This window comes from Pseudoroseicyclus sp. H15 (genome assembly GCF_054353345.1).
In genome coordinates this window covers 626,511-646,043 of the sequence record NZ_JBTHJE010000002.1, presented here as the reverse complement: position 1 = coordinate 646,043, position 19,533 = coordinate 626,511, and the positions used below count along the sequence as shown (strand labels likewise).

21 protein-coding genes are annotated in these 19,533 nt (G+C 68.3%); 10 read left to right on the top strand and 11 right to left on the bottom strand.

The window, feature by feature from the left end:
* The 5 genes from ACXN5S_RS06980 to ACXN5S_RS06960 all read left to right on the top strand — a co-directional run bounded on the left by ACXN5S_RS06980 (position 1) and on the right by ACXN5S_RS06960 (position 3,720).
* A complete protein-coding gene (locus ACXN5S_RS06980) occupies positions 1 to 1,026 on the top strand; it encodes an ABC transporter substrate-binding protein (RefSeq protein WP_458604682.1) in 1,026 nt (341 codons plus the stop codon).
* On the top strand, positions 1,026 to 1,883 hold the full coding sequence (locus ACXN5S_RS06975) for an ABC transporter ATP-binding protein (RefSeq protein ID WP_458604681.1): 858 nt from the start codon (positions 1,026 to 1,028) through the stop codon (positions 1,881 to 1,883). The genes ACXN5S_RS06980 and ACXN5S_RS06975 overlap by 1 nt, the downstream gene beginning before the upstream one ends.
* Positions 1,880 to 2,683 (top strand): ABC transporter permease, encoded by an 804-nt coding sequence (locus tag ACXN5S_RS06970; RefSeq protein WP_458604680.1) that lies wholly within the window; start codon positions 1,880 to 1,882, stop codon positions 2,681 to 2,683. Before ACXN5S_RS06975 ends, ACXN5S_RS06970 begins: the two co-directional genes overlap by 4 nt.
* 70 nt (positions 2,684 to 2,753) lie before the next feature.
* Positions 2,754 to 3,530, top strand: a complete 777-nt coding sequence (locus ACXN5S_RS06965; protein WP_458604679.1) for a substrate-binding periplasmic protein — start codon at positions 2,754 to 2,756, stop codon at positions 3,528 to 3,530.
* Complete coding sequence (locus ACXN5S_RS06960; RefSeq protein ID WP_458604678.1) at positions 3,523 to 3,720, top strand: hypothetical protein; 198 nt, start codon at positions 3,523 to 3,525, stop codon at positions 3,718 to 3,720. Before ACXN5S_RS06965 ends, ACXN5S_RS06960 begins: the two co-directional genes overlap by 8 nt.
* 62 nt (positions 3,721 to 3,782) lie before the next feature.
* On the opposite strand, the gene ACXN5S_RS06955 is transcribed toward ACXN5S_RS06960, so the two are convergent.
* The 10 genes from ACXN5S_RS06955 to ACXN5S_RS06910 all read right to left on the bottom strand — a co-directional run bounded on the left by ACXN5S_RS06955 (position 3,783) and on the right by ACXN5S_RS06910 (position 13,615).
* Positions 3,783 to 4,724, bottom strand: a complete 942-nt coding sequence (locus ACXN5S_RS06955; protein ID WP_458604677.1) for a 2-hydroxyacid dehydrogenase — start codon at positions 4,722 to 4,724, stop codon at positions 3,783 to 3,785.
* Between the two features lie 303 nt (positions 4,725 to 5,027).
* Complete coding sequence (locus ACXN5S_RS06950; protein WP_458604676.1) at positions 5,028 to 5,984, bottom strand: nucleoside hydrolase; 957 nt, start codon at positions 5,982 to 5,984, stop codon at positions 5,028 to 5,030.
* Between the two features lie 3 nt (positions 5,985 to 5,987).
* Positions 5,988 to 6,923 carry an ABC transporter permease gene (locus ACXN5S_RS06945; protein ID WP_458604675.1) on the bottom strand — a complete coding sequence of 312 codons (936 nt, stop codon included), beginning with the start codon at positions 6,921 to 6,923 and terminating at the stop codon, positions 5,988 to 5,990.
* A 3-nt stretch (positions 6,924 to 6,926) separates the two neighbouring features.
* Complete coding sequence (locus ACXN5S_RS06940; protein WP_458604674.1) at positions 6,927 to 7,970, bottom strand: ABC transporter permease; 1,044 nt, start codon at positions 7,968 to 7,970, stop codon at positions 6,927 to 6,929.
* Positions 7,967 to 9,511 carry an ABC transporter ATP-binding protein gene (locus ACXN5S_RS06935; protein ID WP_458604673.1) on the bottom strand — a complete coding sequence of 515 codons (1,545 nt, stop codon included), beginning with the start codon at positions 9,509 to 9,511 and terminating at the stop codon, positions 7,967 to 7,969. The genes ACXN5S_RS06940 and ACXN5S_RS06935 overlap by 4 nt, the downstream gene beginning before the upstream one ends.
* Positions 9,512 to 9,568: 57 nt before the next feature.
* Positions 9,569 to 10,591: a BMP family lipoprotein gene (locus ACXN5S_RS06930; RefSeq protein WP_458604672.1), complete on the bottom strand. Its 1,023-nt coding sequence runs from the start codon at positions 10,589 to 10,591 to the stop codon at positions 9,569 to 9,571.
* Between the two features lie 130 nt (positions 10,592 to 10,721).
* Positions 10,722 to 11,519: an SDR family NAD(P)-dependent oxidoreductase gene (locus ACXN5S_RS06925; RefSeq protein ID WP_458604671.1), complete on the bottom strand. Its 798-nt coding sequence runs from the start codon at positions 11,517 to 11,519 to the stop codon at positions 10,722 to 10,724.
* Between the two features lie 16 nt (positions 11,520 to 11,535).
* Positions 11,536 to 12,336: an SDR family NAD(P)-dependent oxidoreductase gene (locus ACXN5S_RS06920; protein WP_458604670.1), complete on the bottom strand. Its 801-nt coding sequence runs from the start codon at positions 12,334 to 12,336 to the stop codon at positions 11,536 to 11,538.
* Positions 12,333 to 12,917 (bottom strand): amino acid synthesis family protein, encoded by a 585-nt coding sequence (locus tag ACXN5S_RS06915; RefSeq protein ID WP_458604669.1) that lies wholly within the window; start codon positions 12,915 to 12,917, stop codon positions 12,333 to 12,335. The genes ACXN5S_RS06920 and ACXN5S_RS06915 overlap by 4 nt, the downstream gene beginning before the upstream one ends.
* Positions 12,914 to 13,615, bottom strand: coding sequence for a GntR family transcriptional regulator (locus ACXN5S_RS06910; protein ID WP_458604668.1), 702 nt, complete (start codon positions 13,613 to 13,615; stop codon positions 12,914 to 12,916). Before ACXN5S_RS06910 ends, ACXN5S_RS06915 begins: the two co-directional genes overlap by 4 nt.
* Positions 13,616 to 13,887: 272 nt before the next feature.
* Between ACXN5S_RS06910 and ACXN5S_RS06905 the strand changes: the two genes are divergently transcribed.
* From ACXN5S_RS06905 to ACXN5S_RS06890, 4 genes are all read left to right on the top strand, one after another.
* Positions 13,888 to 14,739, top strand: coding sequence for an alpha/beta fold hydrolase (locus tag ACXN5S_RS06905; RefSeq protein ID WP_458604667.1), 852 nt, complete (start codon positions 13,888 to 13,890; stop codon positions 14,737 to 14,739).
* 35 nt (positions 14,740 to 14,774) lie between these two features.
* Positions 14,775 to 15,686, top strand: coding sequence for a polysaccharide deacetylase family protein (locus tag ACXN5S_RS06900; protein WP_458604666.1), 912 nt, complete (start codon positions 14,775 to 14,777; stop codon positions 15,684 to 15,686).
* Positions 15,683 to 16,681 carry an asparaginase gene (locus tag ACXN5S_RS06895; RefSeq protein WP_458604665.1) on the top strand — a complete coding sequence of 333 codons (999 nt, stop codon included), beginning with the start codon at positions 15,683 to 15,685 and terminating at the stop codon, positions 16,679 to 16,681. The genes ACXN5S_RS06900 and ACXN5S_RS06895 overlap by 4 nt, the downstream gene beginning before the upstream one ends.
* 124 nt (positions 16,682 to 16,805) lie before the next feature.
* Positions 16,806 to 17,990 (top strand): fumarylacetoacetate hydrolase family protein, encoded by a 1,185-nt coding sequence (locus ACXN5S_RS06890; RefSeq protein WP_458604664.1) that lies wholly within the window; start codon positions 16,806 to 16,808, stop codon positions 17,988 to 17,990.
* Positions 17,991 to 18,236: 246 nt separating this feature from the next.
* Here ACXN5S_RS06890 and ACXN5S_RS06885 read toward each other — a convergent pair whose 3' ends face one another.
* Positions 18,237 to 18,536, bottom strand: coding sequence for a DUF2218 domain-containing protein (locus tag ACXN5S_RS06885; RefSeq protein ID WP_458604663.1), 300 nt, complete (start codon positions 18,534 to 18,536; stop codon positions 18,237 to 18,239).
* A 93-nt stretch (positions 18,537 to 18,629) separates the two neighbouring features.
* Here ACXN5S_RS06885 and ACXN5S_RS06880 point away from each other — a divergent pair, with 93 nt between their 5' ends.
* The gene (locus ACXN5S_RS06880) at positions 18,630 to 19,532 is read left to right on the top strand and encodes a siderophore ABC transporter substrate-binding protein (protein WP_458604662.1); all 903 of its coding nucleotides are present in this window, start codon (positions 18,630 to 18,632) and stop codon (positions 19,530 to 19,532) included.
* Position 19,533: the final 1 nt, after the last annotated feature.

The following is a 19,533-nucleotide window of genomic DNA, read 5'->3' as shown; positions in this document are numbered from 1 at the left end:
ATGACACTCACCAAGACCGGCACATCGCTCGGCCTCGCCCTCGGCGTGGCCCTGCTCGGCTCCACCGCGATGGGGGAGCCCTTCCGGCTGATCGTCACGCATCTGGAGCCGCCGCTGGTGCCCAACTCCATCCAGGACATGGCCGCCGACCGCGGCTATTTCGAGGAGGAGGGCGTCGAGGTCGATCTGGTGCGTGTGCAGCAGACGCCGTCCGCCGTCGCCGCGTTGCAGTCCGGCGAGGGGGAGATGGCCAACATCTCCGTCGAGGCGCTGGTGCAGCTCGTCCTCGGCGGCTCGCCCGACATGCGCGCCGTCACCTCGCCCAACAAGTCGCTGCCCTTCCTCATCGCCTCCAGCGACGAGATCGCCTCGCCCGAGGATCTGGCGGGCGCCAGCTTCGGCGTCGGCCGGATCGGCAGCCTCGACTACACGCTCTCCGGCGAGGTCCTCTCCGGCTACAGGCTGGAATGGGACGACCTGGAACTCGTCGCGCTCGGCCAGCCCTCGGTGCGGGGGCAGGCGCTCTCCGCCGGGCAGGTCGATGCGACGACCATGTCCATCGGTGTCTGGTCCGAGCTGCCGGACCAGACGGGTCTGCACATCCTCGTGCCGCAGGACGCCTATTACGAGGCGGCGCCCGTGGTGAACAAGGTCAACGTCGTCCTGCAGGAGACGCTGGACGAGCGGGGCGACGAGGTCGAAGGCGTGATCCGCGCCCTCATCCGCGCCAGCCGCGACGTGGCCGACAACCCGCAGCTCTGGGTCGATTACATGAGCGAGGTGCGCCCCGACGTGGCGCCCGAGACGCTCGACATGCTGGCCGAGAGCTTCGCCGGCGGCTGGGAGGTCAACGGCGGCCTCAATGCCGAGGAGCTGCAGTTCACGCAGGACTTCCTCTACCAGAGCGAGGATTTCGCCGATCAGCGCGAGGTGACGCTGGCCGAATGGGTCGACTTCGGCCCGGTGGACAACGTCCTCGCCGATCTCGGCACCGCCGAGGGCGCCTCGGACATGCCGGTTCGCTGATGGCGGGCGCCGCCACAGACTGGCGCGAGCCGGGCGCCCCCCGGCTCGTGCTGGACGGCGTCACCAAGCGCTTCAACCGCCCCGGCGGGGCGGAGTCCGTTGCGCTGAAGGACGTCTCGCTTGCCTGCGACGACCGCACCTTCGTGGCGGTCGTCGGCCCCTCGGGATGCGGCAAGACCACGCTCCTGCGCGTCGCCAACGGGCTGATCCGGCCGGAGGAGGGGCAGGTGCGGCTCGGCGGCAAGGCGCCCCGGCCGGGGCCGGAGGCGGGCTTCGTCTTCCAGTCCTTCCGGCTGATCCCGTGGCTGACGGTGCGGCGCAACATCGAGTTCGCGCTGGAGGAGCTGCCTCTTTCCGCCGCCGAGCGGAAGGAGCGGGCGCTGCATTACCTCGATCTCGTCGGGCTCGCCCGCGTCGAGGGCAGCTACCCTGCCCAGCTCTCGGGCGGCATGCGCCAGCGCGTGGCGCTGGCCCGGGCGTTGGCGGTGGAGCCGATGATCCTGCTGATGGACGAGCCCTTCGCCAGTCTCGACGCGCAGACGCGCGAGCTGATGCAGATGGAGCTGATGGCGATCTGGCAGCGGAACCGGGCGCTTGTGCTCTTCGTCACCCACAGCGTCGACGAGGCGCTCGTGCTGGCGGACCGCGTGGTGCTGATGGGCGGCGGGCAGGTGCTCGACGATATCGAGGTGCCGCTGCCGCGCCCGCGCTTCGGCGAGGAGGTGCGCGCCAGCGCCGCCTTCCTCGAGCTGCGCGCCTACCTCTGGGGGCGCATCCGCGACCTCGTCCTCTCCGACCCGGCGTCGGATTTCTATGGCCGCGACCCGGCCGCCGCACAGAAGGAGGCTTCGGCATGATGGGCTATCTCGGCGGCGTCTATGCCATCTGGCTGCGCGAGGTGAAGCGCTCTCTGCGCGACCGCGGCCAGCTCATCGGCGGCGTCTCGCGCCCGCTTCTCTGGGTGCTGATCCTCGGCATCGGGCTCAACCCCTACTTCCGCGGCGAGGTCTACGGGGAGGTCCGCTTCGTCGTGCCCTACACCTACCTGCAGTTCATCTTCCCCGCCGTGGTGGTGCTGAACATCCTCTATACCTCGGTGCAGGCCGCCGTCTCGCTGATCTGGGACCGCGAGTTCGGGTTCCTGCGCGAGGTGATGGTCAGCCCCATGCCGCGCAACCTCGTGCTGCTGGGCAAGATCCTCGGCGGCGCCACGACGGCGGTGATCCATGGCTGCATGGTGCTCGTCGTCGCCCGCTTCGTCGGCGTGCCGCTGACGCTGATGGACGCGCTGGCCGCCATCGCGCTGATGTTCACGCTCTCCTTCGGGCTGACGTCCTTCGGCATCGTCATCGCCAATTACGTGCGCGGCTTCGAGGGCTTCGGCGTCTTCTCCAACGCCGTGATCCTGCCGCTCTACTTCACCGCCAGCTCGGTCTTCCCGCTCGACCCGGCGCTGACCCGGGCGCAGACGCTGGCGATCTATCCCGAGTGGCTGGTGGTTGTCGTGGAGTGGAACCCGCTGACCTACGCGGTGGACGCGATGCGGGGCATCCTCATAAACTTCAACCAGTTCGACGCCTCCTTCGACCTGCGCGTCGTCGGCATCACCACCCTGGTGCTCTTCCTCGTCGCGGTCTGGGAGTTCCGCCGTGTCTGAGGCGAGGAGGGCCAGAAGCAGGGCGGGGCCGCGCCCGCAATATTGGCGGCGCCTTGGCTGGCTGCTGCCCGTGGCGATCTGCTTTGCGGTGGTCTTCGCCCTCAGCTTCCTGCCGCCCGACCGGTCGCTGCGGCAGATCGACGAGCAGCGGCTGATCAGCGTCTGCATGCCGGAGAATTACCCGCCGCTCGTCACCGGCGATCCGGACCGGCCGGGCTTCGAGGTGGAGCTGGTGCAGGAGATCGCCGCGCGCGCCGGCTGGCGGCTGCGCATCTCGTCGAACCCCTACATGGGGCGCGATTTCAACCCGCGCGCCTGGCACATCAACCGCAGCATCTGCCAAATGGTCGCCGGCGGCGTTGCCCTCTCTGACGCGACGCAGGCCTTCATGGATACCGGCGCTGCCCATCTGGAAACGGGCTGGGCCATGCTCTCGCGCGAGCCGCTCGATGAGCTCCAGCCGGGCGAGAAGGTCGCCTTCTACGCGGGTCTCGCCGGGCTCGACCGGATCGGGCTGGGCCAATACCTGCGCGCCCGCGAGACCTCGGTGCAGATCGTGCAGTCGCCCGAGGCGCTGCTGCAGGCGCTGACCTCTGGCGAGGCGGATGTCGCCATCAGCGAAGCTCTTCTCGCGCAGTCGCTGGCCTCGACGCAGGGCGATCTGGTGCTGACCTGGCTGCCCGGAGAGCTCGCGCCGATCCCGCTCGGCTTCGGCTTCTGGCGCGGAGATCAAACGCTGAACCGGGAGGTCACGCGCATCCTCCACGGACTGGAGGCCGACGGAACATTCACAGAGCTGGCCGCGCGCTACGGACTGACGAACGAGGGGGAGAGGGGCCTTGATTAAGCACCAAGAGAGCATCGCCTGTAACTGGATCGACCTGTCCAATCCCAAGCAGCCCTACGAGGTTCAGCTCGACAGCAACGCCGCCGCCGGGGCGACCTGGCGCTGGCGCCACCGCCGCCGCGCCGAGAACGGCGAGGTGCCGCCGCCCTGGCGGCCGGGTCACCCCTCGGAGGTCGAGATCGACGATTGAGGGGCGGTCACCCACCTGGAGGTTCGGGCGCTGTTCCCGGAGGCCGCCTCCGATGGGGAGAGCTACAGCTCCACCTCGTAGGGCAGGGGGCGCCCGTCGAAATAGGCGGTGAGGTTGTCCAGCGTCATCTGCGCCATCGCCCCGCGCGCCTCCACCGTGCCTGAGGCATGGTGCGGGTAGCAGGTGACATTCGGCAGGCCGGTTAGCGCCGCATCGGGCGTCGGCTCATCGTGGAACACGTCGAGCCCCGCCGCCCCGAGCGTGCCGTCCGTCAGCGCGGCGATCAGGGCCGCCTCGTCCACCACCGAGCCGCGCCCGACATTGACGAGGATGCCCTCCGGCCCCTGCGCCGCCATCACCTCGGCGCCGATCATGTGGCGCGTCGCGTCCCCGCCCGGCAGGCTGACGATCAGGTCGCCCGCCCACTTGGCCAGCTCCGTCAGGTCATCGAAATGGCGCCCCGGCGCGTCCGGCTTCTCGGTGCGTGAGAAGTAGCCGATCTCCTTGCCGAAGCCCTCGGCCCGGCGCGCCACGGCGGCCCCGATCCGCCCCATCCCCGCGATGCCGAGCCTGCCGCCGGTGAAGCTGTGGAGCAGGGGATAGGAGCCATCCGCCCAGTCGCCCGAGGTGACATGGGCATGGGCGCGCGGCAGGTCGCGCCGCGCCGCCATCAGCAGCAGCACGGCGGTATCGGCCACGTCATCCTCCAGCGCGGGGGAGACATTGCCCATGCGGATGCCCCGGCGCTTCAGGGCCGCGGTGTCGATGAGGTCATAGCCGGCAGAGGCGCAGGTGACGAACTCGAGCTTCGGCAGCCGCTCCAGCAGCGCCTCGTCCACCGCCTTGCCGCCATCGGTGACGATGCCGCGGACCCTGGGGCCGGCCTCGCGCAGCACGGCCTCCCGGTCGTCGGCGTCGAAGAGCCGGTGCACGGTGAAGCGCTCCTCCAGCTCCGATTGCAGCTCGGTGGGCAGGGAGGTGAGGCAAAGGATGTCGGCCGTCATGTCGTTCCTTCTCAGACGAGGAGGCGCTCAGGCGGCGCCGGGGATGCCCCTATTCGAAATGTTCTGCCAGGCTGTGGCTCCCGTATTCGTGGCCGCCGATTGCCTGAGGCCGCCGAAGGGAAGCGGCGGTGTCAAACTCAGGATAGGTCAGATGAACGGTCTCGGCCACCGGCGCCCCGGGAGGCTGCGTTCAAGATGCTCAGCCGGCCAGTCTGCCTGAAGCGGCAGGGTCGCCGGGCCTCCTGCGGGGAAGATTGCTGGCCAGGCGACCGGGCGTTTCCACCCTCAGCCTCAGCCTCAGCCTCAGCCCATCAGCCGCTCGACCAGCCGGTCACAGAAGGCCCCGTCCGTCTCCAGCACCACACGGCAGTTTCCGCCGGTGATCCCCGTGAACCCCCGGTACTTCGCCCGCGTGTCACAGATCGTGGCGCCGCGGCCGGGGCCGTCGGTGCAGTCGACTGTAACGTCGATGACGGGGGCGATGAGAGAGGTCGCCTCGCCCGTCAGCACACCAGCGGCGAGGGCGTCGTGGCAGGGGGACTGGAAGCGCCCGTAGCTCTCCTGCCCGTAGCCTTGCATGTAGAACTCGGTGACCGCCGCGACGAAGGCTGGCAGGGGCTTGCCTATGGCGATCAGCGCGTCGCGGTGCGCCTCTGTCAGCACTTCGCGCATGGTGACGTCGAGGGGGACGAGCGTCGTCTCCCACTCGGCCTTCAGCACCTGCTCAGCGGCTTCGGGATCGTGGATGATGTTGGCCTCGGCGGCCGGTGACTGGTTGCCGGGCGCATCGGCGGCGCCGCCCATGATCACGACGTCCTTCACGCGGCCCGCCAGCCCGGGCAGGGCATCCAGCGCATGGGCGAGGTTGGTGAGCGGGGCGAGGGCGAGGATGCGCAGCGCGCCCTCGTGCTCGCGCGAGAGCTGGTCGATGAGCTCGACGGCGCTGAGAGGGCTGACCTCCGACCGAACCTCCATCGGAAGACCGGCATCGCCGAGCCCGTCCTTCCCATGCACATGCGTCGCGAGATAGGTGACCTCGCCGATGAGCGGGTTCTCTGCGCCGACCGCCACCGGGATGCCCTCGGCCTCCGCCAGCTCCAGCACGCGCAGGCTGTTGATGGCGCATTGGGCGGCGGTGTTGTTGCCGAAGACGGTGGTGACGCCGACAACCTTCACGTCCGGGTGGCGCAGCAGGTAGAGCAGGGCGATGGCATCGTCGATGCCGGTGTCGCAATCGACGAGAACGGGAACGGGGGGCATCGGTCAGCCTTTCGGGATGATGGCGGGGACATGCAGGGTCAGCCCCGCGTCGTATTTGCCGCGTTGCAGGATGCCCTGCAGCGCCAGGGCTGCCACGGTCACCACATAGGGCAGTGCCTGGATGAGTTGGCGGGCGACGAAGCCCGTGCCCTGCAGGTAGATCGCGACCGAGCTCGCGAGCGCGAAGATGATCGCCGCCGAGATGGTGCCTAGCGGGGTGGCGCGCCCGAAAATCACCGCGGCGAAGGCGATGAAGCCAAGCCCGCCGGTGAGCTGCGAATTGAACGAGGCGACCGAGCTCATCGAGAGGTAGGCTCCGCCGATCCCCGCCAGCCCGCCGCTGATCGCCAGCGCAAGGGTGCGCACGAGGATGAGCTTGATGCCAACAGCCTCCGCCGCTTCCTCCGAGGCGCCGACGGCCTTCACATGCGCGCCGAAGCGGGTGCGGTTCATGGTGATTGTGGCGAGGATGGCGACGGCGATGACGACGTAGAGCAGGGCGCTCTGCCGGTCGAGCGCGGCGCCGAGGACGGGCACCTCCGCCAGAGCGCCGAGGCCTAAGCGGGGAATGAGCGTCACGCCGAAGGGCGCGTAGGTGCCGGTGGAATCGAGCAGATAGCGCACGACGAGAAGGCAGATGCCCACGGCCATCAGGTTGAGCGCGATGCCCGAGATGATGATGTCGCAGCGCAGGGCAAAGACGGCGAGCGCCAGCAACAGCGCGAAGATCGTGCCGGTGATCACCGCGGCCAGCACTCCGATCCAGGGCGAGCCGGTCGCCACGCCCACCGCCAGCGCCGCGAGGGCGGAGACAAGCATGCAGCCGTCGAGCGCGATGTTGGGAACGAAGGCCCGGTCGGCAAACATGCCGCCCATGGCCGCGGCGAGGATGGGCACGAGGCTGGAAAGCGTCAGCGCGAGGAAATCACCGAGGAACATGGGTCAGCCTCCGAAGCGCTTGCTGGTGATCAGAAGGATCAGCACGGCCTGCAGGATGAAGACGAGCGCATAGGGCACGTCGCTGGTGGCCTGCATTACCGTCGCCCCGGTTACGAGCGTGCCGTAGAGCACCGCGGCGGCGAGGATTCCGATGGGTTTCAGCCGGCCGATCAGGGCGACCGTCAGCCCGAGGAAGCCGTATTCAGGCGAGAAGCCCGAGATGTACGAATGGCTGATGCCGAGGATCGCGACGCCGCCGCCGAGGCCCGCAAGAGCGCCGCTGGCAACCATCGCCCAGAAGAGCACGCGCTCGGAGCGGATGCCCAGATACTCCGCGAAGGCCGGTTGCAAGCCGACGACCTCCATCCGCTTGCCGGTGCGCGTGCGGTCGAAGAATAGCCACATCGCAATGGCGAGCAGGATGACTAGGAAGATGGCGACGTTGGCGGCAGATGGCGGCAGGATGCGTGTCAGCCACAGGTCACGCTCCAGCCGCGGCGTTTCGACCGCACCGGAGGTCGGGTCGCGGAAATAGGCGTTCACGAGGAAGAGGGCGAGCTCCGCCGCGATGTAGTTGAACATCAGCGTGGTCAGGATCTCGTTGGTGCGAAAGCGCACGCGCAGGAAGGCGGGAATGGCGATCCATAACCCTCCGGCCAGGGCCGCGGCACCAAGCGCAATGGCCTGCCCGCCGATGCCGCCCACGCCGCTCGCCGGCGCGACAACCGCCGCCGCCAGACCGCCGAGCACCAGCTGCCCCTCCACCCCGATGTTGAAGGCGCCGGCGCGGAAGGCCGAGGTCGCGGCGAAGGCCGTCAGCGACAGGACGGTCGCGATCGCGATCATCGTGCCGAAATTGTAGGTGTTCGAGAAGGTGCCGAACACGAAGGACGTCACCGCGATCACCGGCTCATCGGCGAGCGCGAAGATGAGGACGGCGCAGCAGGCGACGCCCACCACCACGGCGGCGATGGAGAGCAGCAGCCCGCGCGGGATCAGGCGGTGGAAGGGGCGGCGGCCCTGCGGCGTGTCGGTGGTGGTGCTCATTCCTCGCCTCCCAGGATGGCGCGGCCGATCTCGGCCTCTGTCGGGCGGCGGCCCTCGAAACGGGCGACGATGCGCCCGGCCGACATCACCAGCAGCCGGTCGGCGATCTGCACCACCTCCTCCAGCTCTGACGAGATCAGCAAGACGGCCGAGCCCGCGTCGCGCCGGGCGACCAGTTCGTTGCGGACGAATTCAGCCGCGGCGATGTCGAGCCCGCGGGTCGGCTCGGCGCAGATGACGAGATCGGGCTCGCGCGAGAGTTCGCGGGCCAGCACCATCTTCTGGGCATTGCCGCCGCTGAGACGCCGGGCGAGCTGCATTTGCCCGCTGGCGCGTACATCGAATTGCCTCATCAGCTTCTCCACCAGCGCGCTGATCCGGCTGCGGCTGAGAAGGCGGGTGCCGACTTCGGGTGTGTCGAGATAGCCGACGGCGATATTGTCGCGCACCGGCCAGTAGCCGGCCATGCCGCGCAGAATGCGGTTCTCGGGGATATGGGCGATGCCGGCGGCGCGCAGGGCGCCCGGGCCCTTGTTGGTGACATCGGTGCCGTCCACCACAACCCGCCCACCGGAGACGGGGCGCAGGCCGGTGATCGCCTCAACCAGCTCGGTCTGCCCGTTGCCGGCGAGGCCAAGAACGCCGACAATCTCGCCCTCGGCGACGTCCAGATCGACGCCCTTCACCTTCTCGGTGCCGCGCTGGTTGACGACATGCAGCCCCTGCACCTCCAGCCGGCGGGGGCCATCGGCGCGGCGCATTTCTACCTCGCTGACGATGGCGCGCTCTTCGCCGGTGATAAGGGCGGCCAGCTCGGCATTGGTGACCTCGTCGATGCCGAGATCGGCGACCTTCTTGCCGCGGCGAAGCACGCTGACATGGTCGGCGACGGCGCGCACCTCTTTGAGGTGGTGGGAAATGAGAATGACGGCGAGGCCGCGCGCCGCGAAGCCGCGCACCACCTCGAAGAAGCGCTCTGTCTCGGCCGGCGTCAGCACGGCGGTCGGCTCATCGAGCACGAGGATCTTCACCTCGCTCGACAGCGCCCGCAGGATCTCGACCCGCTGCTGCGCGCCGACAGAGAGCGAGCCCACGACATCGTCGGGGTCAAGGCGCAGGCCGTAGGTCTCGACCAGCTCGCGCACCCGGTCGCGCGCGGCGCGGCGCTTCAGGAAGGGGCCGGCGACGGGTTCGTTACCGAGGAAGACGTTCTCGGCCACCGTCATCGAGGGGACGAGTTTGAAGTGCTGGTGCACCATGCCGATGCCCAGCGCCTGCGCGCGGCGCGGCGAGGTCACCTCGATCGGCTGGCCTTCCAGCAGGATCTGCCCTTCGTCGGGCTGCAGCAGGCCGAAAAGGCAGTTCATCAGGGTCGACTTGCCAGCGCCGTTCTCGCCGAGCAGGGCATGGATCTCTCCCGCCCGCACTTCGAGGTCGACGGCATCCACGGCCGTCATCGCGCCGAAGCGCTTCGTGACGCCCCGCAGGTGCAGCACGGGGGCCGTGGCGGTGTCGGTCCGGGGCAGGGCGCTTGCAGTCATCTGGTCTTCCGGGTCTTGCGGCCGGCTCCGGGATTGCCCCGGAGCCGGCCAATGGTCTTAGAGCGCAGTATCGACCGTGATTTCGCCGGCGATCACCTGATCGCGGATGGCGTTGAGCTGGTCGATCATCTCGGCGGGCACGAGGTTGGTGTTGATGGCGATGTCCACGCCGCCGTTCTCGATGGTGCCGTCGATTGTCGTGCCCAGTTCCAGCGTGCCGTCGAGGAATTGCTGGATGGCGAGGAAGACGGTCGCGCCGACGGCCTTGATGGCGCTGGCGGGGGTCGATTCCGGGTGCAGGTAGTTCTGGTCGCTGTCGGTGCCGATGGCGTAGCCGCCATTGTCGGCGCCGGCTTGCAGCACGCCGAGGCCCGCCGCGCCGGCCACCTGGTAGACGACATCGGCGCCGGCGTTGAAAATCGCCGTGGTGATGTCATAGGCGCTCTGGGCGCTTTCGAAGTCACCGATGAAGCGCAGGTCCATCGCGATCTCGGGGTCCACCGATTTCGCGCCCTGCTCGAAGCCGACGGCGAAGTCGCGGATCACGGGGATGTCCATGCCGCCGACCAGGCCGACCTTCTTGTTGCCGCTGGAGCGGGGGAAGGCATCCGGGTTCGTGGTGATCAGGCCGGCAAGCACGCCGACGAGGAAAGCGCCCTCGTTCTGCTTGTAGGAAATGCCGGTGACATTCGGGCCGACCGAGGGGGAGTCGAAGATCAGGTAGGGCTGGTCGGGGAATTCCTCGGCCACACGCTCCAGCGTCGAGGCCATGACGGTGCCGCCGGTGACGATCAGCTCGAAATCGCCGCTGGCGGAGGCCTGCGTCAGGTTGCGCTCCCAGGCCGGGGCGTCGGAGGCGCCGGCTTCGACCACGCGAACGGATACGCCGAGCTCTTCAGCGGCCTGCGTGAGGCCGGCATTGGCGCTGTCCATGAAGCTCTGGTCACCCAGCTGGCCGCTGAGCGGGGCCGAGATGCTGATGGAATCCTGCGCCGAGGCGCGGCCGACGAGGCCGGTGGCGAAGGCGGCGGTGCCGAGCATCAGCGTGCTGCGGCGCGTGAGGTTGAGAGACTTGGTCATGGTTACACTGGTCCTGTCGGTGAAGGTAAAGTTGCATGGCGCGCCGCTGTCTTGCGGGCGGCGCACCCCGATCTGGCTCGATGGGCCTTTGCTTCAGAGTGCCTCTTGATGGGCGGTTGCGTCACGTGGCTCACCCCCGCACCAGCATCCGGCCGCCATCGACGAGCAGGGTATGCCCGGTGACGAAGGCGGCATCGTCGCTGGCCAGAAAGTGGTAGGCGGCCGCGATGTCTTCCGGCCGGCCGACACGGCGGATCGGCTGGGTCTGGCCCGTCTGGGCCACGCCGTCGGCGCCCAGTGAGTTCACGGCATCCAGGGTCTGTGGTGTCTCGATGATGCCGGGCGCGATGGCGTTGACGGTAATGCCGTGTGGGCCGACCTCGCCGGCAAGCGAGCGCACGATGCCGAGGATGCCGGCCTTGGCGGCGGAGTAATGGATATGCTCGGGCCAGGCCTCGAACGGGCCGGCGGTGGAGGCGGTGGCAAGCAGGCGGCCCTGGCCGGCCTCGATCATGCCGGGCAGCACGGCGCGGAAGAGGCGCCAGACTCCCTGCAGATCGACATTCAGCGTCTGCGCCCAGGCCTCATCATCGAGCTCGGGTGAGGGGACGCGGCGCGCGATGGCGGCATTGGCGAGTGCGATGTCGATCCGCCCGAAGCTGCGGAGCGCCTCGGCAACGAAGGTCTCGACAGAGGCGGTGTCGCTGACATCCGTCTCCACCACGCAAACTCGCGCGCCGGCGGCCTCGGCATCGGCGCGAACGCCGTCGATATCGTGCCCGTGGGCGGAGAAGCTTGCCAGCGCCAGGTCGGCCCCCGCAGAGGCGAAGCGGCGCGCTGTGGCGGCGCCAATGCCCGAGGCGGCGCCGGTGATCACGGCGACCTTACCGGAGAGGCTGAACATGGCGTCGGGAACTGGTGCGGACATCACAGACCTCCAGGCATCAATACGCTGTCCATCCGCCATCGACGGAAAGGACATGGCCCGAGACGAAGCTGCAATCGTCGGAGGCGAGGAACAGGGCAGGGCCGGCGATATCATCCGGCCGGCCAAGACGGTGGAAGGGTGTGCGGCTGAGCGAGAAGGCGGTGGCCTCATCGACCGTGCCGTCCGCCACATAGGCGGCCTCGCCCGGATGGTAGCCGGTGATGATGCGGCCCGGGGCCAGCGCATTGGCGATGATGCCCTTCGGCCCGTAGTCAACTGCGAGCTGCCGCGTCATCTGCGCGACGCCGCTCTTGGCGACGCTGTAGGTCAGATGGCCGGGCGGCGCGGTGATGCCGAGCTGGGAAGCCATGTTAACGATGCGGCCGCGCACCTCATTGACCGGCTCCTGTTCGAGCATGACGCGGATGGCGGCGCGGTTGACGAGGTAGTGGCTGCGCAGGTTCAGATCCATGTCGGCCTGCCAGGCCGCGGGATCGGTCTCGGTGATCGGGGCGCCGCGAAACTGGCCGGCATTGCTGACCACCACGTCGATCCGGTCGGAGCAGATGATCGCCGCATCGAAGAGGTCATCCACCGCTTCTGCGTCGGTCACATCGGTCTTCTGAAAGCTCGCCCGCCCGCCTGCGGCGCGGATCGCGTCTGCCGTGCTAAGGGTGCTGGCGGGGCCGGGGCCGTCCGTCAGGTCGGTGAGCACCACATGTGCCCCTTCGGCGGCGAAGCGCAGCGCAATGGCGCGGCCGATGCCGGCCGCGGCGCCCGTGACAATCGCCGTGCGCCCCTTGAGCCGGCCGGTCATTTCAGCCCGTCCTCGCCCACGACATCTTCGCGGGCCAGGCCGCCCAGCCGGGCGTGCAGGCGCCCGCGCGAGGCGGCGGCCCAGATGACGAGCACCTCGTCGGGGCGGGGGGCGTCGGCGAAACTGGCCGTCAGCGTGTCGTAATGCGAGCGCACGTAGAGCGCGTCCTTGAAGGCAAGCGGCACGTCTATGCTGCTGCCCGGCCCGCCGATCTTGCCGGTCGAGGGCACCCAGGCCTTGCCGCCGCCCACCGCCTCGCGCACCGGATCGGCGGCGAACTGGGTGAGGAAGGCGTTGCCGTGCTCGTATTCGCCATTGGCGCCGACGATGCAGGCCTTGCCGTAGCTCTCGATGTCACCGCCAAGCGCGGCGGCGAGCCGCCGGCCGATCTCGGCGCCAATCTCAGCCGAAGGGGCGACGATCTCTTGCAGGTCTTCGCTGAAGCGGCCCGCATAGGGGTTGCTGGCTGCAACGGCAACCAGAGCGCGGCGCAGGGGGGTGCCGTCGGCCTCAATGCCGGTCTCGTTGCGCAGAGTTTCGTCCTGCTGCGTATACCATTTGCGAATCGTGACGCCGCTCATTCCGTTCCATCCGTGCCTTGAAAGATCAGCCCGTCCGGCGCCGGTTCTGCGGCGGCGTTCAGGCGGCGGCCCTCGCCGCTGAAATCGAGAACCTGCATCAGCACGTGATGGCTCGCGCGCACATGGTCGCGCATCAGGCGCTCGGCCGTGGCGGCGTCGCGCGCTTCGATCACGTCGAGGATCGAGGCATGCTCATGATCCGATTGCGGGGCCCGGCCCGAGCTGCGGACGGTCAGATGCACGAACTGCGAGTGCAGCAGCTGGTTCATCAGAAACTTGTAGACCTGCATCAGCTTCGAGTTGCCGGCGCCGCGCATGATGAGGTCGTGGTATTCGTGGACGAGCTCGACATAGCGGTCGAGGTCGCCGCTCTCGACTGCTTCGTCCGACTGGCGCACGTTCTCGCGCAGCAGGGCAAGCTCGGGGATGTCACCGCGCGTGGCGAAGAGGCGGGCCGCCGCGCCCTCCAGAATTTCCTTCACCTCGAAGAGCTCGTTCACCTCCAGCCGGGAGGGGGCCGAGACGAAGGTGCCAACCTTGGGGCGGATGACGACCAGCCCCTCCGCCTGCAGCTGCTTCAGAGCCTCGCGGATGGGTGTGCGGCTGACGTTGAATTCCTCGGCCAGCGCCGCCTCGGACAGAGCGCGCCCGGGGACGATCTTGCCGCCGATGATCTGCTGGCGAAGCTCGTCAGTCACGCGTCTTTGGGTGCCGTGGGGTTTCAATCGGTCATCCTTCACATCCTGTTGCATGGTATAGCATCGAAAATTTGCCGATCAAACGTTCTGTTTGGATGGAACGCGGTGGCGGGTTAAGATTGCGAGGTGTTGCCCGGAATCTGTGCATTTACAGCGGTAATGGCGCCGATCTTGCCGAGTCCATGCGAATCTCAGCTGCGAGGCTTGCGACTCTACTGCACTGTGTGGCCGTATGAAGCATGCAACAGAATCTGAGTCGTCCATAAACTGCCATGCAACATTCCACTCTCCATTCCGCCGTCAGCCGCTCCCAGCCGACGATCCACTTTCTCGACATTCCGGCGGATGAAGCGAAGGCGGACGAGCTTCCGCTTTTGCTCCTGCATGGGGTTGGAAGTTCGTCTCACACCTGGCGCCGGCTCCTGAGGCAGCTGGATCGCCGGCGCATCGTGGCGCCCGACTACCGCGGCCACGGCCGCTCCGCCGCCCCGCCGCCGCCCTATGAGGCCGACGACTTCGTAGAGGATGCCTTCCGCCTAATGGACGAGCTCGACATCCCACGCGCGCATGTCCTCGGCTTTTCCATAGGCGCGCTTTTTGCCGAGCGTATGGCGCTGGCGCAGCCCGACCGGGTGGCAAGCCTGGTGCTCCTCAGCTCCATCGCCGACCGGACAGAGGCGCAGCGCACCCGTGCCGCAGAGCGGCTCGAACAGCTCTCCACCACCCCGCCGCGCGAGACGGCCCCTGCCAGCGCCGCGCGCTGGTTCACGCCGGGCTTCCTCGCCGCCAACCCAGAGCTCATCGCCGAAGAGGTCCAACTCACCGCCAATATCGACCATGCCGCCTATGCGAGCGCCTATAAGGTGCTGGTGGAGAATGACCCGATCGACATTGTGGCCGGCATCGGCTGCCCGACGCTGGTGATGACGGGGGAGGACGACATCGGCTCGACACCCGCGATGTCACAGGCACTGACCTCCCGCATCCCCGGCGCGCGCCTCAAGATCGTACCCGCGATCCGGCACTACATGCATCTCGAAGCGCCGGAGCGGCTGGCGCCCGAGATCAATGCCTTCCTGTCAGATTGCGAGACCGCCCGGCACGAGGCCGCGCCCGGCACCTGACAGGCAACGACACGACCCACTCAGAGGAGCACCTCATGAAAGACATCAAGGTCACTTTCGGAATTGACGTCGACGCTGTCGCCGGATGGCTCGGCTCCTACGGGGGCGAGGATTGCCTGCAGGACATCCAGCGCGGCCTCTGGGCCGGCGAGGTGGGCCTGCCGCGGCTCGTGCAGCTCTTCGAGCGTTACGACATCAAGTCGACCTTCTTCACCCCGGGGCACACCATCGAGAGCTTCCCTCGCCAGATGGAGATGGTCATGGAAGCCGGCCACGAGATCGGCGCGCATGGCTACAGTCACGAGAACCCGCGCGAGATGTCACCCGAGCAGGAAGAGGCCGTGATGGCCAAATCCGTGGATCTGATCAAGGGGCTGACCGGCGCCAAGCCCACGGGCTATATCGCGCCCTGGGGCGAGATGACACGCATCACCGCCGACCTGCTGCTGAAATACGGCTTTGAGTACGACCGCACGCACGTGCTGCACGACTTCCAGCCCTTCTACATCCGCACCGGCGACGACTGGACGGTGATCGACTACACCAAGACCGCCGAGGAATGGATGAAGCCGGTCACGCGGGGCAAGGAGATCGACCTCGTCTCGCTCGCCTTCAACTGGTATCTCGACGACCTGCCGCCGATGATGTTCGTGAAGTCCTTCGCCAACAGCTTCGGCTTCACCAACCCGCGGGACATCGAGGATCTGTGGCGCGACCAGTTCGACTGGGTCTACCGCGAATACGATTACGCCACCTTCCCGATCTGCCTGCATCCCGATGTCTCGGGCCGCCCGCAGAACCTGCTGATGCTCGAGCGGCTGATCGAGCATATGGCCGGCAAACCGGGCGTGACATTCGACACCTGCCACAACGTGCAGGCCGATTTCCGCAAGCGGCATCCCTTCGAGACGGACAGCAAGTACCCGTTCGACCGGGAATTCCAGTGAGCAGACGGCTGCGGATCATCGCGCTCGGAGGCACCATTGCCTCGGCTTCGGCCGGGGCGGGGCGGCCCGCGACGATGGACCTCAGCGCAGACGATCTGCTTCGCGGGTTGCCGCAGCTCGGCGAGGTGGGCGATGTCTCGGCAGAGACCTTCCGTGCCATCGGATCGGCCGAGCTGCGGCTCGCCGATCTGGCCGCGCTCGCCCGCCATATCATGCAGCTTGAGGCCAGCGGCGAGGTGGATGGCGTCGTCGTCACCCAAGGCACCGACACGCTGGAGGAAAGCGCCTTCGCGCTCGACCGCATGCTGGCCGGCAGCGACCTGCCGCTGGTGCTGACCGGGGCCATGCGTAACTCGGCCGCCCCCGGCGCCGACGGGCCCGGCAACCTGCTCGCCGCGGCTCGCGTCGCCCTCAGCCCGCTGGCGCGGGCGATGGGCGCGCTGGTGGTGATGAATGACGAGATCCATCTGGGCCGCTGGGTGCGCAAGGCCCATGCCACATCGCCCTCGGCTTTCAGCTCGGCGCCGTTCGGGCCTTTGGGCTTCGTCATCGAAGGCCATGTGCGGTTGCCGCTGATGCCCCGCCATCGCCCGGCGCCGCTGCTGCCGCCGGCCGATGCGCCCAGCCCGCGCGTGACGCATCTGACGATGGGGCTAGACGCCGACCCGACGCTCTTCGAGCTGGCCGCCGATGCCGGCTTCGACGGGGCCATCATCGAGTGCTTCGGCGCCGGCCATGTCGCCCCGGTGCTGCTCGATGCCATCGGCCGCCTCGCGCGCAGCTGCCCGACAATCTACGTCTCGCGCACAGGCGCGGGGGAGGTGCACCGGCAAAGCTGCGACTTCGCGGGCTCTGAGCTGCGGCTGCTGGAGCGGCAGGTTATGGCGGGCGGAGCCTTGCCCGCGGCCAAGGCCCGGGTGCTGCTGATGCTCCTGCTCGCGACTGGCGCCTCGTCTGCCGATATTGCCGTGGCGTTTATCGAGGCGGCGCGCTGAGGGGGCTGGCTCCCGCGAGAGACCCACGATCTGACAGGAGACGCTCGACGTCCGGGTCAAAACCCGCGATGCATGTCCCCGGCAACGCTACGATGACCGGGCGTTGCCGGCGGAGGAGAGAGTCATGACCCAGTCGCTGCTGAATGCCGACACCCTGCTGCCCGCCGATGCGGCCAGCGCCACCCTCGTGGGCCGCGTCTGGCTGCCGGGGGCGGATGGCCCGGCGGTGGTGCGGCTGGAGGGGGACCAGCTCGTCGATATCACCGCGCATTTCCCCACGATCTCGGCCCTCTGTGATGCTCCGCAACCGGCCGATGCGGCGCGTCAGGCGCCGGGTGAGCCGGTGGGCACGCTGGCGGACGTGCTGGCCAACACGGGGCCCGATGGCGCGCTGGGAGAGGGGCCGCATCTGCTGGCTCCCGTCGATCTGCAGGCGATCAAGGCCGCGGGGGTGACGTTCGCCGCCTCGATGCTGGAGCGGGTCATCGAAGAGCGGGCGCGCGGTGCGGCGGAGGCGGCGCAGGCGTTTCGGGCCGAGATCGAGGCGCTGCTCGGAAGTGACCTGCGCGCGCTGAAGCCTGGCAGCGAGGCGGCGGAGGCGCTGAAGGCCATGCTGGTCGAGCGCGGGGCGTGGAGCCAGTATCTCGAGGTCGGGATCGGGCCGGACGCGGAGATCTTCACTAAATCGCAGCCCATGTCTGCCATTGGCGCAGGGGCCGCCGCCGGGCTGCACCCGAAGTCGGCCTGGAACAACCCTGAGCCGGAGGTGGTGCTGGCCGTCTCCTCCTCCGGCGCCATCGTCGGCGCGACGCTCGGCAACGACGTCAACCTGCGCGACGTCGAGGGCCGCTCGGCGCTGCTGCTCGGCAAGGCGAAGGACAACAACGCCTCCTGCGCCATCGGCCCGTTCCTGCGGCTTTTCGACGAGCGCTTCGGGCTGGATGACGTGCGCAGCATGGAGATCGCGCTGCACATAGCGGGTGAGGACGGCTTCGAGCTGACCGGCAGCTCCTCGATGGGCGAGATCAGCCGCGACCCGGAGGATCTGGTGGGGCAGATGATCGGCCCGCAGCACCAGTACCCGGACGGGGCGGTGCTGTTTCTCGGCACGATGTTCGCGCCGGTGAAGGACCGGCGGGTCGAGGGTGGCGGTTTCACGCATGAATATGGCGATGTCGTCACCGTCTCGACGCCGAAGCTGGGCAGCCTGGCCAATGTTATGCGCGCCAGTTCGGATTGCCCGCCCTGGGCCTTCGGCACCGGGGCGCTGATGCGCAGCCTGGCGGCCAGGGGGCTGCTGAAGGGGTAGGTGGCGGTCCCCTACCGGAACCCCGCCGATCCTTCCCCTGCGCGGAATCAAGGGCTTCAGCCCACCGCGCGAGCGCCGTCCCGTCCCGGCAGGCTGGCGCTCTGGTGAGGGCAGCGCCTGGCCCGCCGCTGGGAGGGGCTTGGCATCCATAAAGCGCTGAAGCGGAGCAGGCGGAGCGCAACCCCACGGGCCGGCGTGCGAGGTGGTCGCTGCCGGCTCACGTTTCCCAGCTTGGCCGCCCGGCGCCTACACCTCCTGCCGCGCCCTCGCACCCCACTCCATCGACGTGAACTCCTCGCGGAAGGCGAAGCGCGCCAGGTGATCGTCGATGATATGTCGCGCCCTCTCTAGCCCCGCGTCATCGGCGGCCGTCACCTCGACGCTTAGCTCGCTGCCTGTCGCCGTCAGCACCGCCGGACCTATCGGCAACTGCACCACGCCGCGGTTCTCGTCATACTCGACGGCGATCTTGTGGGCGAAGTGCCGGCAGAGCTGCTGCAGGTACTTGCTCGCATATTCAGTGCGAAAGGTCCCGCGGTCAGTCATCGTCTCTTGCATCTCAGATTATCCCGATATTATCACTAAGGAATATCCTTACCGATTCTATCGGATAAGTCCATCAAGTCTGGAGACCTCGCCATGCTACGCACCGTTCCTCTCGCCGCCATCGCCGCTCTGGCCCCCCTCGCCGCCAATGCCGAGACGGTGACGGTCGAGACCTATCCGGGCCCGGTGGCCGTCGAGACGGGGCCGGAGACGGTCGTGGCGCTTGACCTTGCGGCCATTGATGCGCTCGATGCGCTGGGCATCACGCTCGATGGCGTGCCCGACTTCACCCCGCCGGCCTATCTGGCCGAGGCGATGGGGCAGGCCGAGACCGTCGGCACGTTGTTCGAGCCGGATTTCGAGACTCTGGCCGCCATGGCGCCCGACCTCATCATCGCCGGCGGCCGCTCGCAGGCGCAGGTCGAGCCGCTTTCTGCCGTGGCCCCCACGATCGACATGACGATCTGGGAAGATGTCGTTGGGCAGAGCAAGGAGAGGCTCGCCGCTTACGGCGCCATCTTCGGGCTGAGTGACGAGGCGGATGCGCTCGCCGCCGAGCTCGACGCGGCCATCGCCGAGGCGACAGCCGCGGCAGAGGGTCAGGGCGACGTGCTGATCCTGCTGACAACCGGCGGCACCGTTTCGGCCTATGGCGACGACAGCCGCTTCGGCTGGATCCACACCGCGCTCGGCCTGCCCGAGGCCTATCCTGACCTCAATGCCGAGACGCATGGCGAGAGCGTCTCCTTCGAGTTCATCGCCGAGGTCGACCCCGACTGGATCTTCGTCATCGACCGGGGCGCCGCCATCGGCCAGGCCGGCGAGGCGGCGGCGGTGACGCTCGACAATCCGCTCGTCGCCGGCACGGTCGCGGGTGAGGCGGGCCATATCGTCTATCTCGATCCGGCGCCGCTCTACCTGGCCGGCGGCGGCATTCAGGCGCTGATGCAGACCATCGGCGAGATCGACGCGGCCTTCGCCTCTGCCGACAGCTGAA

Coding starts and splice junctions, on each gene's coding strand:
- ACXN5S_RS06940 (WP_458604674.1), bottom strand. CDS start 7,970: ATGAGCACCACCACCGACACGCCGCAGGGCCGCCGCCCCTTCCACCGC.
- ACXN5S_RS06935 (WP_458604673.1), bottom strand. CDS start 9,511: ATGACTGCAAGCGCCCTGCCCCGGACCGACACCGCCACGGCCCCCGTG.
- ACXN5S_RS06915 (WP_458604669.1), bottom strand. CDS start 12,917: ATGAGCGGCGTCACGATTCGCAAATGGTATACGCAGCAGGACGAAACT.
- ACXN5S_RS06975 (WP_458604681.1), top strand. CDS start 1,026: ATGGCGGGCGCCGCCACAGACTGGCGCGAGCCGGGCGCCCCCCGGCTC.
- ACXN5S_RS06905 (WP_458604667.1), top strand. CDS start 13,888: ATGCAACATTCCACTCTCCATTCCGCCGTCAGCCGCTCCCAGCCGACG.
- ACXN5S_RS06945 (WP_458604675.1), bottom strand. CDS start 6,923: ATGTTCCTCGGTGATTTCCTCGCGCTGACGCTTTCCAGCCTCGTGCCC.
- ACXN5S_RS06890 (WP_458604664.1), top strand. CDS start 16,806: ATGACCCAGTCGCTGCTGAATGCCGACACCCTGCTGCCCGCCGATGCG.
- ACXN5S_RS06900 (WP_458604666.1), top strand. CDS start 14,775: ATGAAAGACATCAAGGTCACTTTCGGAATTGACGTCGACGCTGTCGCC.
- ACXN5S_RS06950 (WP_458604676.1), bottom strand. CDS start 5,984: ATGCCCCCCGTTCCCGTTCTCGTCGATTGCGACACCGGCATCGACGAT.
- ACXN5S_RS06970 (WP_458604680.1), top strand. CDS start 1,880: ATGATGGGCTATCTCGGCGGCGTCTATGCCATCTGGCTGCGCGAGGTG.
- ACXN5S_RS06980 (WP_458604682.1), top strand. CDS start 1: ATGACACTCACCAAGACCGGCACATCGCTCGGCCTCGCCCTCGGCGTG.
- ACXN5S_RS06955 (WP_458604677.1), bottom strand. CDS start 4,724: ATGACGGCCGACATCCTTTGCCTCACCTCCCTGCCCACCGAGCTGCAA.
- ACXN5S_RS06880 (WP_458604662.1), top strand. CDS start 18,630: ATGCTACGCACCGTTCCTCTCGCCGCCATCGCCGCTCTGGCCCCCCTC.
- ACXN5S_RS06885 (WP_458604663.1), bottom strand. CDS start 18,536: ATGACTGACCGCGGGACCTTTCGCACTGAATATGCGAGCAAGTACCTG.
- ACXN5S_RS06925 (WP_458604671.1), bottom strand. CDS start 11,519: ATGTCCGCACCAGTTCCCGACGCCATGTTCAGCCTCTCCGGTAAGGTC.
- ACXN5S_RS06920 (WP_458604670.1), bottom strand. CDS start 12,336: ATGACCGGCCGGCTCAAGGGGCGCACGGCGATTGTCACGGGCGCCGCG.
- ACXN5S_RS06930 (WP_458604672.1), bottom strand. CDS start 10,591: ATGACCAAGTCTCTCAACCTCACGCGCCGCAGCACGCTGATGCTCGGC.